Here is a 16,169-nt window from a genome sequence, read left to right on the forward strand (position 1 = left end):
AATAAGGAACAAGTAAAATAAAATGAAGAGAGAAAGTATTTTAAGGTAAAAGGAGCAAAAAAATGAGATTAGTAGAGCTAAATAAAGAAAAGGAGTTATATGAAAAACGTTTTATAGACTTAATGTGTTATTGCTTCAAAATGTGCACAGAAGAAGATTTTAGATTAGATTGGCTTCTATCAACTCCAGATAGAGAGACTATTCTTGGATTATTAGATGAAGAAGTATTAGCAAGTTGCATTACTATACCATATAAGACTATTTATATAGAAGCAAAACCAGTTTCTATGGCAGGTGTTGGAGGTGTAACAACAGCCAGTACGTATAGAAGTGGGGGCGTATGTAGTAGGCTCATTCAAGAAGGCCTTAAAGTCATGTATGAAAAAGGTGCCGTTTTTTCAATGCTTGCTCCATTTTCATATGAATTTTATCAGAAGTTAGGGTGGAAATGGTGTTATAATAACATGCAATATGTCTTCGAGGTTGACAGATTAAAACGTTTTAAAAATGAAGGACATATTTCTTATGTAACAGCAAAGAATGAGCAAGAGCTTAAAGATTTTTATGAAGCTTACATTAAGCAACTAAATGGTTCTTGTATACGTGATGATGTGCAATGGGGTAAGCGTACAAGTAAAAAATTAGACCATTACACTGTTCTTTATAGAAATGACCAAGGCCAAGTAGAAGGCTATATGATTTATAAAATTGTTCATGAAAAACTTCAATTGGAAGTTGTAGAGATGCAGTATACGAGTATGAAAGCTTTAAGAAGCTTCTTTAACTACATTTATGTTCATAATGCGCAGGTTACTACAGTGAGTATAGAAGCTAAAGAACATGATCTAATTTTAGATGTCTTACCTAATCCAAGATGTGAAGCAAAGCTTATAAGCTATATGATGGGGAGAATTGTTAATGTAGTTAAGGCCCTAGAATGCTACAATTTTATAAAAGAAGGTACTTTTATAATACAGGTAGAAGATGATATTTGTGAATGGAACAATGGCTATTTCAAGGTAACTATTAAGGCAAATCAGGTAGAGGTGCAGCAAGTACAGGAAAAGCCTGATTTTAAAATAGATGTAAGAGAATTAATGCAACTTATAATTGGATTTAAGACACTTAAAGACATAGATAAAGTAGAGGCAGTGGAATGGTATCAGAATAAAGAACATATTATGGAGTTATTTAAAGCAACTAGAAGTGAGGTAGCCTTATATGACTACTTCTAGATAAGGAGTGTGACATGGAGAAGGACATTAAAGAAGAACTTAAACTTATTAAACAAGAGCTTAAAGTACAAAGAGCATTACTGAACACGCTAGATATTCAGTTTAAAAATTCTCCTTATAATCAAAATCCAGAGTCTATTAAACGTAAGAAACAAGCTATTATGGACAGAATAGAAAAGTTAGAGCGATTAAGGAACGAAAAGGCTGGTTTTTAATAAAATAATAGTACCATACATTTTCAAATGACATAAAAGAGTAGACCGATATAAGAAAGAAGGTGAGGATTTTGCAAGCAAGAAAACCTATCTTGTTAGTAGATCAAGATGATGTGTTAGCAGAATATATTAAGGGAGTTATAGTAGAATTTAATAAAGAATATGATACAGATTTTACTATAGAAGATTGTGTAGACTGGGATTTAGTATCTATTTTTGGTGAGCAGATCCTAGATGTTATGCATAGGCCAAAGCTGTTTAGGGAATTAGAGCCTGTAGCCAATGCCATTGAAGTCTTTGAGAGACTATATAAAAGTAATCTATTTGAGATGTATATTGTAACAGCAGCACATCCTTCATCTGTGGAGCCAAAACATGAATGGATTAAGGAGTATATGCCATTTTTCCCACTTAATCATGTTATTGTATGTTCTAAAAAGCAAATGATTAAAGGAGATTACTTATTAGATGACGGTTTGCATAATATTAAGGATTTTGCAGAAGTAGGGGGAACACCTATTATATTTGATAGACCGCATAATAGAAAAGAAGGCATAGACTATACGCGTATTGGTAATTGGTTAGAGTTTGAAGAGTGGATTATGAATGAATGCTATCCAGGGCAGTATACACATTATTTTGAGAAAGAAGAAACTGCAATTTAAATTAAGAAAGGGCTGTGATGCAACGTATTTATGGGTTGTATCACAGCCCTTTTGTATAATTTCAAGCAAAACACCCATAATACTTATAAAGAGTGTCTCGAAAGGTATGTGCTTTTTGAAAGAGTCTAACAGCTTTAGCAAGCGCAGGTGTAGGCATTGCTATAGATTCTGAAAGTATTGTACTTATGCATAGTGACCTTATGGATGTACCGTGAGCTATAGATTTAAGTAAGAAAATAATTAGGAATATTAAACAAAATTTATTCTAAACATTTGGGTATAATACGCTAGGGATTCCTGTAACTATGGGCGTACTGCACATATTTGGAAGTTTTCTTTTGAACCCGATGTTTGCAGTAACAGCTATGAGTTTAAGTTCAGTTTCTGTAATGCTTAATGCATTAAATAAATAATCAAATATATAAGGAGGTATAAAGAGTGAAAGTTAATATTGATGGAATGAGTTGTGCACATTGTGTAGGACATATTGAGGAAGCGTTAGAAGGTTTAAGTGGTGTGACTAATATTGAGGTGAAGTTAGATGAAAAAGCTGCTTATGTAGAAGGAACGGTTTCTGATGAGTCTGTAAGAGTGGCTATTGAAGAAGCAGGTTATAATGTACTAAGTATTGAAGATTAGAAAACGGGCTACCATTATGGATAGCCTTTTATTTATAGAAGTGGTTTATTTTTGAGAGAATGTTGCTATAATACAAATTAGTAAGAATGAAACATTAAAAGGAGATTACTATGTATTTTGATTCACATGCACATTATAATGATGAACGTTTTGATGAAGATAGAGACGCACTTTTAAAAGATATACATGAAAAAGGTGTCGGTTATATTATAAATGTAGGGGCAGATATGCCTTCTTCTAGAGAAAGCATTGCATTAGCAGAAGAGTATCCATTTATCTATGCTGTAGTAGGAGTTCATCCTCATGAAGTAGATGAAATGACTCTAACGGACCTTGAAGAGTTAGAAGAAATGACTATGCATCCTAAAGTTGTAGGTATTGGAGAGATTGGTCTTGATTTTTACTATAACCATTCTACAGAAGAAAATCAGCTTAAATGGTTTAAAATGCAATTAGAATTAGCTAAGAAGTTAGAGCTGCCAGTAAGTATACATAGTAGAGATGCTTGTCAGCTTACTTTTGATACCATTGTAGCAAGTGGAGTTAAAGAAGGTGTAATCCATTGCTTTTCAGGCAGCCATGAATTAGCTAAAGAATATGTAAAACGTGGATTTTACATTGGAATAGGTGGATCTCTTACTTTTAAAAATGCTAGAAAAGCAGTAGAAGTAGTAGAACATATTCCATTAGATAAAATTTTAATTGAAACAGACTGCCCTTATTTGACACCAGTTCCTCATAGAGGTAAACGTAATGATTCTTCCTACTTATCTTATGTCATTCAAAAAATAGCAGAAATTAAAGGTATTACAGAGGAAGAAGTAGCTAAAGTAACAATGGAAAATACAAAAAGGCTATTTAGAATAGAAAAATAGTCAGGCTGTAGAATATAGATAATATCAAGGATGGAGACAAAAAAGTCTCCATTTTTTTATGGGTAAAAATTAAGAGAAAGATAAAATTTAAAAAGTTAAAGAAAGTATAGTATAACTAAACTAGTTGTATATTTATATAAAGATACAAAAATAGATAACAGGCGTATTAATTGTATAATTTTGGTAAATAATTTGATTAGAGAGCTAAATTTTTAAATTTTAGTAATAGATTTTAAAAATACGCATATAAATGTTATTAAGTAAATGTTACGAAGTTATTAAATTGGAAAAATGGAAAAAATTTTAAACTCTGGCTAGAACCATTGAAAAATAAAGTATCCAGGGAAATGGAAAATGGCAAAAAACGTGCTGGTTAAGGGTAAGTATTACAAAAGGCTTGATTTAAAAGCCAATTTATATTACAATTTATATTGTAGCTTGTAAAAAATGAGCTATATTTTATTTCCAGTAAAGCGCCGATTAGCACGATTGAAGAAATGAGAGGGTGAAACCTTACTGCTTTGATAAATAAAAATAATACTAAACTTTAATATCAAAGTAGCAACCGAATTCAAGGAGGTAATCATGAAAAATCGAAGTAGGATAGCTTTATTGATTGTAGCGCTGTTTATGCTTGGAACAGGCACAATCACAGCGTATCAATCCCTATCGAAAACAGTTGCTATTGTAGAAGATGGGAAAGTAACACAATATGAGACATTAAACAATACTGTAGAAGATATATTAAAAGCACAAGAAATTGTATTAGGTGAAAAAGATGTGGTAGAACCTAGCCTAGACACAACAATAGAAGATGGTATGAAAATTGTTGTTGAGAGATGGAGGCCTACAGTAAATGTAGACGTAAATGGTACTACAAGCACATTAAAGACAACAGCCTTAACAGTTGGTGAATTAATTGAGAATAGACATATTAAAATTGATGAACATAGTACTATAACACCAGCGTTAGATACACCTGTTGAAGATGGCCTTAATGTAGAAGTAAAGACAAGAGAAGTTTCAATTGAAATCGTTCAAGAAGAAATTCCTTTTGAAGTGAAAGTAGAAGAAACAGCAAATCTTGCACCGGGTGAACAAAAAGTCATCACAGAAGGCGTAAACGGCCTTGCAGAAAAAACAGTTGAAATCGTGCGTTTTGGTGGTGAAGTACAATCTGAAACCATCAAACAAGAAATTACTTTAACAGAGCCACAAACAAAAGTGGTTAAAGAAGGCAAAAAGAACGTTATTAAAGACTCTGCTACTGGAAAAACTTATGAGTATACAAAAGCACTTACTTTAGAAGCGACAGCTTATACAGACATTGATGGTGATAAATGGGCTGGTATTACAGCAAGTGGAAGACCTACATTTGTAGGAATGGTTGCTGTAGACCCTAAGGTTATCCCTCTTGGAACGATTCTATATGTAGAAGACTATGGCATCGCAATAGCAGGTGACACAGGCGGAGCGATTAAGGGTCATGATATTGACTTATTTATGAATACACGTAGTGAAGCAAGAAGCTTTGGAAGACGTGATAAAGAAGTTTATATCTTAAAAGACCAAAATATCGACGTTCAGGCGGAACGTAAAAACTATTAAAATTAAATAATGGATATAATAAGGATGAGCGAAGGTTCATCCTTTTTTTCGCTTTAAAAAGACTAGGCTATGCAGAACTTTAAAATATATGATATGATAGAAAAAATAAAGGAGGAAGTATTATGACCCGAATAGCAACACCAGAAGGTACTAAGGCTGTACTTAATAGATATCCTTTTGTGTTTCAAAAGAAGTTTGGTCAGAACTTTTTAATTGATCCACACGTTTTAGATAAAATCATAAATGCTGCTGAAATTACTAAAGAGGATTGTGTAATTGAAATTGGACCTGGGATTGGGAGTGTAACACAAGCTTTAATTGATAATGCAGGTAAAGTTATTTCGATTGAAATTGATGATCAGCTTATCCCTATCCTTACAGAACAGTTTGGGGGATGTGAGAACTTTAGATTAATCCATAAGGATGTCTTAAAAGTAGACCTTCATAAACTTATTGCAGAAGAATCTCCAAATAGACGTATTAAGGTAGTAGCAAACTTACCTTATTACATTACAACTCCAATTATTATGATGCTCCTTGAACATAACTTACCAATTGAAAGTATTACAGTTATGGTTCAAAAAGAAGTAGCAGATCGTATGGCATCAGGCCCAGGAAGTAAACAATATGGTGCTATTACAGTGGCTATGAAATATTATTGTGATACTTATCTTGTAGCTAATGTACCACAAAACTGCTTTATGCCAAGACCAAATGTAGATTCAGCAGTTATTAAACTTACACTTCATCAAGAACCTATTGTAGACATCAATGATGAAGAACAACTACTTAAAATTATAAAAGCAGCGTTTTCGCAAAGACGTAAAACTCTTCTTAACACCCTTGCTTCAAATGGTAATTTAGGTCTTAGCAAAGAAGAGATTAAAAATGTTTTAGATGAAAGTGGGATAGGTGCGAGCACTAGAGGAGAAACACTTTCATTAGATGATTACGCAATGCTCTCGAATTATATAGACAATTATAGAAAAAACTTAATTGACAAATAAAAAGCAAAAGCATATAATAAACCTTAATTTAAATTAATGGAGGAAAAGAAATGAATCGTATAGCAATGTTTATTACAGCAAAATTTTATACATTCTTTTTTAGCTGGGGCTACTTTTATTTTAGCGCTGGTACTTTTTGCTGTGAAAAAAATAAACGTTCGCTATATACTGTATTAGGGTGATATCATTTCATATCCCGTTTCCTTAGATTATTCTAAGCTCTATGCATATAGCGTGCATGGAGCTTTTTTTATATATAAAATTAAACTAAAAGGGGCAATTCATATGATTATTGTATTAAAAAGAGGCGTTAGGCAAAAAGATGTAACCAATTTAATAAGTGAACTTGTAGACAGTTATGAGGTACAGATTCATCCTATAGAGGGTAGTGAGTGTACAGTTTTGGGTTTAGTTGGAGACACATCTAAAATTACACTAGAAGACATAGGAACAGATGAGCGTATTCATAAGGTAATGCGTGTAAAAGAACCTTTCAAAAAAGCAAATCGTGCATTCCATCCTGAAAATAGCATTATTAGAGTAGGTGAGAGTAGTATTGGTGGGGATGAATTTGCTATTATTGCAGGTCCTTGCTCGGTAGAAAGTGAAGATCAGATTACAGAAATAGCTAAGAGTGTACAAAGTGTAGGAGCAACTTTCCTTAGAGGTGGTGCTTATAAACCACGTACTTCTCCTTATGCATTCCAAGGTCTTGAAGAAGATGGTTTAGAGCTCCTTAAAAAAGCAAGAGCAGTTACAGGGCTTCCAATTGTAACAGAGATCATGTACCCTGAAACAATTGAAAAATTTGTGAAGGATGTAGATGTTATCCAAGTAGGAGCAAGAAACATGCAAAACTTTGCACTCCTTAAAGAGCTTGGTAAAACAGATAAACCAATCTTATTAAAGAGAGGGCTTTCTGCTACAATTGAAGAATGGTTAATGGCAGCTGAGTACATTATGGCGGGGGGTAATGAAAATGTTATTCTCTGTGAAAGAGGGATTCGTACATTTGAAACTTATACAAGAAATACTTTAGACTTATCGGCGGTTCAAGCTGTGAAGAAAATGAGTCACCTTCCAGTTATTGTTGATCCAAGCCATGCAACTGGTCTTAATTATATGATTGAGCCAATGTGTATGGCAACTATTGCAGCTGGAGCAGATGGTGTTATCATTGAAGTGCATAATAACCCGGCGAAAGCTTTATGTGATGGGCCACAATCTATCACACCAGACCGCTTCGCTAAAGCTGTAGATAAAATGAGAAAATATGTAGAGATAGAAGGTCGTACAATTAGAAGGGGACAATAATATGGAAGATGTAAATTATAAGGGGATAAAAAAACAGCTAGAAGTATCTATAGAGAAACTTTATATAGATGACCTAGGTCTATTAGCAGGAATCGAAAAAGGACTAAACACGCAGAAGGTAGAAAAGCCTAAAGTAGGTTATCAGGGCGTAAGGGGATCTTTTAGTGAGGAAGCTGCTGAAAGTTATTTCGAGGAAAGTGAAGCGTCATATAGCAGATATGACGAATTTGAAGATGTAATGGAGGCGCTTACAAAGGGAGACATAGATTATGGTGTATTGCCTATAGAAAATTCCTATACAGGAGAGGTAATAGATGTTTATGATCTTATTAGGAAGTATAACCTCTATATTATAGGTGAAGAGATAGTAAAGGTGACGCATCATCTAGTAGGGATAGAAGGTTCTACTCTAGATGATATTGGGGAAGTTTATACCCACCCACAGGCCCTAGGGCAGTGTCAAAAGTACCTAAAAAATCATCCGAAAATTATGCAGATTCCTTATGCTAATACAGCTATGGCAGCAAAGTATATAAGTGAACTTAATGATGTTTCTAAGGCAGCTATTTGTAGCCAGCGTGCGGCTAAACTTTATAATTTACACATTTTACAAGAAGAAATTAACACGAAATCTAATAATTTCACTAGATTCATTATTTTATCAAAAACCATGCAAATCACTCCTGAATGTGATAAAGTAAGTATAGTATTTACTACTAAACATACAAGTGGGGCACTTTATAATATTTTGTCCCATTTTGCTTATAATGGACTCAATTTGCTTAAGATACAATCAAGGCCACTTAGAGAGAAATCGTGGCATTACTTCTTCTTTGTAGACTTAGAAGGGCATCTTGAAGATGCAAACATGCTTATTGCACTTGGAAAAGTTAGCAAAGAAAGTGAGTATTTCAGCATATTGGGTGGTTACAAGCAGTATGCTAAATTATAGAAATCAATTTAGGAGGTAACTTTAAATGACTAAAAAAATCGTATCAACAGATAAAGCACCAAAAGCAATCGGACCATACTCACAAGCTGTAGTAGTAGGTGAAATGGTGTATACATCAGGTCAAATTGGCTTAAATCCAGAAACAATGGAAATGAGAGAAACACTTGAAGAGCAAGCTCATCAGGTATGTAAAAACCTTATGGCTGTATTAGAAGCAGCAGATTCATCTATTAATAATGTTATTAAAACAACAGTATTTTTAGATGACATCAATGATTTCGTAGCAGTAAATGAAATCTATGCACAGTACTTTACAGAACCTTTCCCAGCAAGAAGTGCTGTAGAAGTAGGCAAACTTCCTAAAAATGCGAAAGTAGAAATTGAAGTTATTGCACATACAAACAACTAATTAAAATGCATGTCCTAAAAGGTAGTATTAAAACACCTTTTAGGACATTTTTTTGTTCTAGGCAAAAAAATGTTCTAAGTATGTATTTTTATTCATATATATAGTATTAAGTTTGGACAAGAAAAGAGGGAGTACTATGTATTTGAATACTTTAATTTGTTTGGAGGAAAATGTAACAGGATACGGCAAGAATGGGGCGAGAGCAACAGGACATATTACTATTACATCACCTGGTATTGTAAAATGTTATGTTCAGAACCTACGCCAATTACCAAAAGAATACACAGTATACTTAATTAGTAAAGACCAAAATAAGGCAGTGCGCCTTGGATGCATTAATGTTTGTGATGGAAATAAGCAAGTAACTTGGAAAGTGGATTTAAACAATATTAAAGGAACAGGTTTAAAGGGGAAAGATATTGATAGTGCGGCAGTGATCGTAGAAGGTGATTCTATAGGGAATACCGATACAATACTTATAGGCTATACACAAGGAAAATACTTAATTACAAGTATGCTTGAAAGTGCATTGCCTAAAAAATCAGCACCAGCAACTAGTGAAACTGAAAAATGTGCACCCATACCTAAACCTATGCCAAAAGTAGAACATAAGAAAGAAGTTAAAGTAGAACCAAAGGTGGAGCCTAAGGAAGAAATTAAAGTAGAACCAAAAGTAGAGCCTATAACAGAGATTGTTATGCCAGAAGGTGGACCAGGACCTGTGATTATGCCAGAACCAGAAGGCGAACCAGGACCTGTGATTATACCACAGCCAGAAGAAGAGCCAGGACCTGTGATCATGCCAGAACCAGAAGGTGGACCGGGACCTGTGATTATACCAGATCCAGATCCAGTTATTGTCCCACCCAAAAAGGAATGTAAATGTTATGTAATTACACCTATGAAGGATGAAGAGGGGCCAGACCCTATGATTATGCCTAAACCAGAAAAATGTGAATCAAAGCCTACATCTGAAGCGAAACAAAAAGAAAGTGAATGCCATGTGATTGCGCCTATGACAGAAGAAGGGGATAAGTCAGACTCTACTGCTACCTCTGATGAATGTGAGTGCAAAATTTATGTGCCAATTTCTGAAGATGGAGATATAACAGAAATTGAGATTTTAAGAGGATTACAAGAGGCATTTGCACGTGCAGCTAATAAAGAAGATCTGGCAAAAAAAGTAGAAAGTATTATTAATGAAAGTGTGAGTCCTATATATGTAGGACCTCAAATGAGACCTACTAATAATAGGGTAGATAAAGAAGAAGAAGAGTACCTTAGCCAGATAGAAAGTGTTCTTAAAAATATCCAAAATAATATAGGGGAAGAATTAAAGGAAAAAAAAACTCCATTAGAAAATGAAACAAGTGCGTATAAATGTGATATTGCGCGAGTAAGAGATATTTTTAACGATTCTTCGCCTATAGAGCCTTTTGAAGAAAAAGATCCACATATAGAGTGGGTAAGAATTTCTATGGCAGAACTGATTTCTATGCCGCAGTTTTCATATGAGTGGTGTACAAATCCTGTCATTACTTATTGCTACCATAAGTTTGGTTTCCTTATATTAGGTAGAGATAAAGATATTGAGCAATACTATATAGGCATTCCGGATATGTATAATACAAAGAGGAATTTTATCCTTTCTATAGATAAAATAGAAGCTTTCAGAGGACGAACAGGGGACAATTTAAAACCTGGAGATTATGGCTATTGGATTGTAAGAATTTAGGTAAAAAGGAGGAGAGAGAAATACTCCTCCTTTTTGATTAAATAAAAATAAATTATAAAAAGATAGCGTAAAACTATAAAATACAAGGATAGAAAAAGACTATAAATAATGGTATAATCTACAAGAAGATTTTTTCATAGAAAAAATATAAATATCTTATACTAAATAAAAAGAATAGGTGAGGTGGCATAATGAATTTAGCAGGCTATATTGATCATACAATTTTAAAACCAGAAGCAAAAAAAGAAGATGTACTTAGATTGTGTGAAGAAGCAAAACAATATCATTTTGCATCAGTATGTGTGAATGCATATTATACAAAATTAGTTGCAGATGCTCTTGCTGGTACAGATGTTAAAACATGTGTAGTAGTAGGCTTCCCATTAGGTGCAACTTTTAGTGAGATTAAAGCTAGAGAAACAGAAATTGCTATCCAAAATGGTGCACAAGAAGTAGATATGGTAATCAACATTGGTGCACTTAAAGATGGAGACTATGATATTGTAGAACAAGATATTAAAGCTGTAGTAGATGCTGCTAACGATAAAGCAATCGTTAAAGTAATTATCGAAACATGCCTTCTTACAGATGAAGAAAAAGTTAAAGCTTGTGAGCTTTCTGTAAAAGCTGGCGCAGACTTTGTAAAAACTTCAACAGGTTTTAGTACAGGTGGTGCTACAGCAGCTGACGTAGCACTTATGAGAAAAACAGTTGGAGACAAAGCTTTAGTTAAAGCATCAGGTGGTGTAAGAGATTTCAAAGGTGCAAAAGAAATGGTAGAAGCCGGTGCTGATAGAATTGGTGCTAGTGCTGGTATCAAAATTGTTATGCATCAAGATGAAGAAGCAGCTCCAGGTAGTATGTACTAAAAGAAAGCCAGGAGGGGATAAATATGCGCCTTAGAAGAGACCCAAGAGCAACTGAATACTTAGCACAAGATGAAAGAGTTGTTCAAGAGCCAACTGCTTATAAAGGCAAATGGCACACACTTTTTGGTAATGATAATCCAATCCATGTAGAATTTGGATGTGGAAAAGGGGGATTCATTACTGAACTTGCAAGAAGGAATCCAGATATTAACTACGTAGCGGCAGAAAGAGCCGAAACAGTTGTTTATAAAGCTTGTAAAAAAGCAAATCGTGAGGAAACGCCAGAAAATTTAGTGTTTGTATTTGAAGATATGGCAAAGTGCTTAGATATATTTGAAGCAGGAGAAATTGATAGATTATATCTTAACTTCTCTGACCCATGGCCTAAGAAAAGACATGCTAAAAAGCGTCTTACTTATAGAGACTTCCTTAAAAAATATGCCATTATTTTAGGTGAAAAAGGTGAAGTTCACTTTAAAACAGATAATAAAGGTTTATTTGCATCTTCGATAGAAGAGTTTTCACTTGAAGGTTGGTTAATGAAAAATGTAACTCTTGATCTTCATAATAGTGATATGGAAGATAATATCATGACAGAGTATGAGAAAAAATTCTCTGAAATGGGTTTTACAATCAATAGATTAGAGGCAGTGCCTCCTAAAAAATAATATCTACATTATAAACCTCATATACTGTAAGGAATGGGTAAATGAGGTGGTAGGATGCGCTTTTTTGAAGAACTTCAATATAAAGCAAGAACCTTACTCTATGAAAAAGATAGGCAACGGGCTATTAAAAAGCAAAAGCAGATGTATAAAAATCCTGATAAGGGACATAGCTTTAAGGAAAACAGTAAAGTCAAAGATCTCATGGATTCTTTAGAGGAAATGGATGCCTATCTAGAAGAAAAAGTAGATGAATGGAATTTTAAAATTAAGAAATAATAATAAAGAAAACATTGCAAAATCAAAAACGCTATATTATGATATTTAAATATAGTCCCTACAGAGGAGGAATTAAAAATGTCATTTAAATTTACAGATGCAAACTTCCAAGAGGAAGCATTAGAATCAAAAATTCCTGTTATCGTAGATTTCTACGCAGATTGGTGTGGACCATGTAAAATGATGGCTCCAATTATTGACCAATTAGCTACAGAATACGAAGGAAAAGTTAAAATTGGTAAAGTAAATACTGATGAAAATCGTGCTATTGCTTCTAAATACAATATCATGAGTATTCCTACTATCATTTTCATCAAAGATGGTGAAGTAGTAGAAACAACAGTAGGTGCACTTCCAAAACAAGTACTAGAGCAAAAAATTGCAACTTTATTTTAAATATGAATGAGAAAGGCATCCTTTAACGAGGATGCCTTTCTTGTGTAATAAATTAAAAATGATTATTCCTCGGGATTATTGAAATGAGGTGGTGTGTGAGGGATAATTTCATCTGGAGAAAGTTTTGGTAGGTCGATACGCTTGGTGTTTAGGCGTTTATCAATCCATCTGTTTGTAATAGAGAGAATAACAGCTAATATTGGTGAAGCGAAGAACATACCTAATGGACCTGCTATAGCACCACCTACTGTGATAGCTGAGATAATCCAAAATGGTGTAATTCCAATAGATTCTCCTAATATTTTTGGTCCAAGATATAGGCCATCAAATTGTTGAAGGAGGAAGATGAAAATTGCTACACCGATAGCGGCTGGAATACCTTCAAATAGTGTTAAAATGACAGCTGGTATTGCTCCAATAAATGGTCCAAAATATGGAATCATATTAAAAAGTCCCACAATAAAGGAGAGAAGTAGTGCATATGGATTTTTCATGATAGAAAGAACAATGAAACAAATGATTCCTATAATTAAAGAATCTAGTGACTTACCTACAAAGAATCTAATAATAGTCGTATGTGACTCTGATGCGATACTAATAATTTTATTCGCTGTATTTTGTCTAAATAGTGCATAGATCAAGCGTTTTGAACCATTTGTGAATGTTTCCTTTTGCATAACAGCATAAGAAGCAATCATGATGCCAATGATAAGATTAAGAATAGTTCCGGTAAGATTCATAGTTCCTGAAATAACATGATCAAATGCCTTGGAAAGTGAGGCGAAATCAACAAGATGGCTTACTTTACTTGGATTAATAATTTCGTTAACGAACTGCGTTACATCAGGGTAAGAAATATTTTGGTTAATCGTGTGTTGGAGCTGTGCAATTATATCTTTAAGTTCATCTAGATATGTTGGTAAGTTATTAAAGAGGACTTTAATATTATCTAAAATTTGAGGTACAAGGAAACGAATTGTTAAAAAAAGTGTACCAAATATACAGATATAAACAATGATAATAGATAAAAGACGAAGTCTCTTAAAATCTTTAAATGTAGTCGAATGTGTCCACTTAATTAGGTAGCGCTCAAAGAAGGCTACTGCAGGGTTAAGTAAGTAGGCAATGAGTAGGCCGTACAGAATAGGGGTAAATATAGCAATAATAGATTTAATATAAGCATACACATGTGGGATAATATTATCTGTATTAGAAGAAATACGATAAACTAAAATGGCAGCTACAATGACAAAAAGGGTATAAAGGGCAATTTTAACATAATAAGTGTCCCATATTTTCTTCAATGGTATTAACCTCCTAAAACAAGTTAACTTTATTTTATCATATATAATTAAAGAATAATAATTAAATTTCCCTTAAAAAAGCTTAATTTTATATAAGAAATAGAGATAAATATTTTTAAAAATAAAATTGAAATAAGTAGTTGACAAACGTCCTATTCTTAGATATAATTAATCATGTCTTCAAAAGGAATACGCGATTGTGGCGGAATTGGCATACGCGCTAGACTAAGGATCTAGTGCCTGTAACGGGCTTGGGGGTTCGAGTCCCCCCAATCGCACTAAAGTGACCTTGAGGTATTGATACTTCAAGGTTTTTTGTTGTTGTAAATGTGAAAAAAGTTGATGATACCTCTGAGTTTGAGTACTAGATTCTTGATGTATTTTTTAGGGATCTAGCGTGCATACTTGGAGGTTTTTTATATGAAGAAGAAGATTGTTATGCGTAATTCAAGGCAAAGTATGACCATGTTCAAAGAATTATCAGAGGATTATTTAAAAACATGTAGGGCAAAGAATTTAAGTGAAGCGACAATTATCTATTACACCAACTGTACCCATATGCTTTATAAGTTCAAGGATATTATTTATTTGGAAGAGATAGATACAAATTTTATAAGAGATTATATCTTATTTCTTAAAGGGACTATGAAGCCTGTAAGTATTAATACCCAGTTACGAGGTATAAAGGCCATATTGCGTTATGGCTTAAGTATAGGAGCGATTGAAGAAATGCCACAGATCACTATGCTAACAGTAACTAAAGATGCAAAAGGTTATTATACAGAAGAAGAACTTATAAAACTTTTAGTAAGACCCAATATGGACAAGGTTACCTTTGCAGAATATCGTACATGGGTACTTTTAAACTTTTTCTTAGCTACAGGACAAAGGCTTTCAACAGTAAGTCATATAAAAATAAGTGATATTAATTTAAGGAGCATGGAGTGGACAACAAGGCATATGAAAACAAGAGATAATATAACGCTACCTCTAAGCCATGCTTTATGTGACATATTGCAAGAGTATATGGAAATAAGAGAAGGAACAGAAGAAGATTACCTTTTTTGTAACGAGGCAGGAACCAAACTTTCAGCAAGAGGGATGCAAAGTGCAGTAGAACGTTATAACAAATCAAGAGGGGTGTACAAGACTTCTATACATCTTATGAGACATACTTTCGCTAAGATACTTATTTTAAATGGTGCAGATTTATTTAGTGTACAAAGACTTGGTAATTGGAAGGATCTTGAAACTGTTAAGGGGTATGTCAGTATGTACGCAGACGATTTACAAAAGCTTAGTAGCATCAATCCACTTGATAGTTTTCTTAATCAACATACTAAAAAACAAATAAGAATGAAATAATAGCAATAAAAAATGGCCTTAGGTGTGTTAAATCACTTAGGGCCTTTCTTGTTGTTCAGGGTTAGTAATAAGTTTATTTTCAAGAGGATCAAATCCATAACGATAAGATAGATAAGTTAGAAAGTGCATCGTATCAGCATAAAATTCTTCTCGAATATCCTCTTTCTCATAGGCAGATTGAAGAGCCTGTAAGATATGAAGAGTATATCCATGTAAAATATTATCTTCATCAGTAGGAAAATCAGAAGGATTAAGAATAGGTTTTAGCCAGTCTAGACAATTACTAAGGTGTATTTGGTTACGGTATTCTTCCATATCATTATCTAATAAAGAGTAGATATTAACTTGAAGTACATCGGCAATAGCTGTAAGAGCTTCTAAAGAAGGGTTATTTTTCTTACCTGATTCAATTTGTTGGATATAAGAAATAGATAATCCGCATTGGTCAGCTAAATCTTTTTGAGATAGCTTACGATTCTTTCGTAATTCTTTAATTTTATCACCATACATAAAAAATACCTCCGAAGTGAGATAGAAATAGTTTAACACATTATAGTATGCGTATCTATATGGAAAAATATTATAATACACATTATAGTGTTGACTGAAAAGAAATGTCTATGATAGGATACAATGG

At 33.5% G+C, this 16,169-nt stretch carries 19 protein-coding genes, 1 tRNA gene and 1 pseudogene; 19 read left to right on the forward strand and 2 right to left on the reverse strand.

Annotated features, from left to right (window positions below):
* Positions 1-62 precede the first annotated feature (62 nt).
* The 17 genes and pseudogenes from eis to trxA all read left to right on the forward strand — a co-directional run bounded on the left by eis (position 63) and on the right by trxA (position 12,863).
* On the forward strand, positions 63-1,235 hold the full coding sequence (gene eis, locus ACLTBU_RS12130) for an enhanced intracellular survival protein Eis (RefSeq protein WP_412219102.1): 1,173 nt from the start codon (positions 63-65) through the stop codon (positions 1,233-1,235).
* A gap of 14 nt (positions 1,236-1,249) precedes the next feature.
* On the forward strand, positions 1,250-1,450 hold the full coding sequence (locus ACLTBU_RS12135; RefSeq protein ID WP_177671709.1) for a hypothetical protein: 201 nt from the start codon (positions 1,250-1,252) through the stop codon (positions 1,448-1,450).
* 71 nt (positions 1,451-1,521) lie between these two features.
* Positions 1,522-2,115 (forward strand): 5' nucleotidase, NT5C type, encoded by a 594-nt coding sequence (locus ACLTBU_RS12140; protein ID WP_177671710.1) that lies wholly within the window; start codon positions 1,522-1,524, stop codon positions 2,113-2,115.
* A gap of 143 nt (positions 2,116-2,258) precedes the next feature.
* Positions 2,259-2,528: pseudogene (locus ACLTBU_RS12145) on the forward strand (heavy metal translocating P-type ATPase); the annotation flags it as partial.
* A 25-nt stretch (positions 2,529-2,553) separates the two neighbouring features.
* Entirely contained in the window at positions 2,554-2,754 is a 201-nt protein-coding gene (locus ACLTBU_RS12150; RefSeq protein WP_249332790.1) for a heavy-metal-associated domain-containing protein, read from the forward strand.
* 110 nt (positions 2,755-2,864) lie between these two features.
* Positions 2,865-3,629, forward strand: coding sequence for a TatD family hydrolase (locus ACLTBU_RS12155; protein ID WP_412219106.1), 765 nt, complete (start codon positions 2,865-2,867; stop codon positions 3,627-3,629).
* Between the two features lie 585 nt (positions 3,630-4,214).
* Entirely contained in the window at positions 4,215-5,237 is a 1,023-nt protein-coding gene (locus ACLTBU_RS12160) for a ubiquitin-like domain-containing protein (protein ID WP_177671712.1), read from the forward strand.
* 122 nt (positions 5,238-5,359) lie between these two features.
* Positions 5,360-6,244 carry a 16S rRNA (adenine(1518)-N(6)/adenine(1519)-N(6))-dimethyltransferase RsmA gene (gene rsmA / locus ACLTBU_RS12165; protein WP_177671713.1) on the forward strand — a complete coding sequence of 295 codons (885 nt, stop codon included), beginning with the start codon at positions 5,360-5,362 and terminating at the stop codon, positions 6,242-6,244.
* A 50-nt stretch (positions 6,245-6,294) separates the two neighbouring features.
* Positions 6,295-6,426 carry a hypothetical protein gene (locus ACLTBU_RS12170; protein WP_412182993.1) on the forward strand — a complete coding sequence of 44 codons (132 nt, stop codon included), beginning with the start codon at positions 6,295-6,297 and terminating at the stop codon, positions 6,424-6,426.
* 103 nt (positions 6,427-6,529) lie between these two features.
* Positions 6,530-7,558 (forward strand): 3-deoxy-7-phosphoheptulonate synthase, encoded by a 1,029-nt coding sequence (aroF, locus tag ACLTBU_RS12175; RefSeq protein ID WP_412219108.1) that lies wholly within the window; start codon positions 6,530-6,532, stop codon positions 7,556-7,558.
* A 1-nt stretch (position 7,559) separates the two neighbouring features.
* Positions 7,560-8,510 (forward strand): prephenate dehydratase, encoded by a 951-nt coding sequence (gene pheA, locus ACLTBU_RS12180; protein WP_177671715.1) that lies wholly within the window; start codon positions 7,560-7,562, stop codon positions 8,508-8,510.
* A gap of 25 nt (positions 8,511-8,535) precedes the next feature.
* Complete coding sequence (locus ACLTBU_RS12185; RefSeq protein WP_177671716.1) at positions 8,536-8,919, forward strand: RidA family protein; 384 nt, start codon at positions 8,536-8,538, stop codon at positions 8,917-8,919.
* A gap of 136 nt (positions 8,920-9,055) precedes the next feature.
* Positions 9,056-10,654 (forward strand): DUF6128 domain-containing protein, encoded by a 1,599-nt coding sequence (locus ACLTBU_RS12190; RefSeq protein WP_412219110.1) that lies wholly within the window; start codon positions 9,056-9,058, stop codon positions 10,652-10,654.
* A 191-nt stretch (positions 10,655-10,845) separates the two neighbouring features.
* Positions 10,846-11,523 (forward strand): deoxyribose-phosphate aldolase, encoded by a 678-nt coding sequence (gene deoC / locus ACLTBU_RS12195; protein ID WP_177671718.1) that lies wholly within the window; start codon positions 10,846-10,848, stop codon positions 11,521-11,523.
* 23 nt (positions 11,524-11,546) lie between these two features.
* Positions 11,547-12,191 carry a tRNA (guanosine(46)-N7)-methyltransferase TrmB gene (trmB, locus tag ACLTBU_RS12200; RefSeq protein ID WP_412219112.1) on the forward strand — a complete coding sequence of 215 codons (645 nt, stop codon included), beginning with the start codon at positions 11,547-11,549 and terminating at the stop codon, positions 12,189-12,191.
* Positions 12,192-12,245: 54 nt separating this feature from the next.
* Complete coding sequence (locus ACLTBU_RS12205) at positions 12,246-12,467, forward strand: hypothetical protein (protein ID WP_177671720.1); 222 nt, start codon at positions 12,246-12,248, stop codon at positions 12,465-12,467.
* 78 nt (positions 12,468-12,545) lie between these two features.
* Positions 12,546-12,863 (forward strand): thioredoxin, encoded by a 318-nt coding sequence (gene trxA, locus ACLTBU_RS12210; protein ID WP_177671721.1) that lies wholly within the window; start codon positions 12,546-12,548, stop codon positions 12,861-12,863.
* Between the two features lie 62 nt (positions 12,864-12,925).
* Here trxA and ACLTBU_RS12215 read toward each other — a convergent pair whose 3' ends face one another.
* On the reverse strand, positions 12,926-14,167 hold the full coding sequence (locus tag ACLTBU_RS12215; RefSeq protein ID WP_177671722.1) for an AI-2E family transporter: 1,242 nt from the start codon (positions 14,165-14,167) through the stop codon (positions 12,926-12,928).
* Between the two features lie 193 nt (positions 14,168-14,360).
* Between ACLTBU_RS12215 and ACLTBU_RS12220 the strand changes: the two genes are divergently transcribed.
* Both ACLTBU_RS12220 and ACLTBU_RS12225 read left to right on the forward strand, forming a co-directional pair.
* Positions 14,361-14,445, forward strand: a tRNA-Leu gene (locus ACLTBU_RS12220).
* Positions 14,446-14,587: 142 nt separating this feature from the next.
* Positions 14,588-15,532, forward strand: coding sequence for a tyrosine-type recombinase/integrase (locus tag ACLTBU_RS12225; protein WP_412219114.1), 945 nt, complete (start codon positions 14,588-14,590; stop codon positions 15,530-15,532).
* A gap of 36 nt (positions 15,533-15,568) precedes the next feature.
* Here ACLTBU_RS12225 and ACLTBU_RS12230 read toward each other — a convergent pair whose 3' ends face one another.
* Complete coding sequence (locus ACLTBU_RS12230; protein WP_412219116.1) at positions 15,569-16,042, reverse strand: helix-turn-helix domain-containing protein; 474 nt, start codon at positions 16,040-16,042, stop codon at positions 15,569-15,571.
* Positions 16,043-16,169 lie beyond the last annotated feature (127 nt).

It is taken from the genome of Zhenhengia sp. (assembly GCF_046966505.1).
Taxonomy (GTDB): Bacteria; Bacillota; Clostridia; order Lachnospirales; family Cellulosilyticaceae; genus Zhenhengia; species Zhenhengia yiwuensis.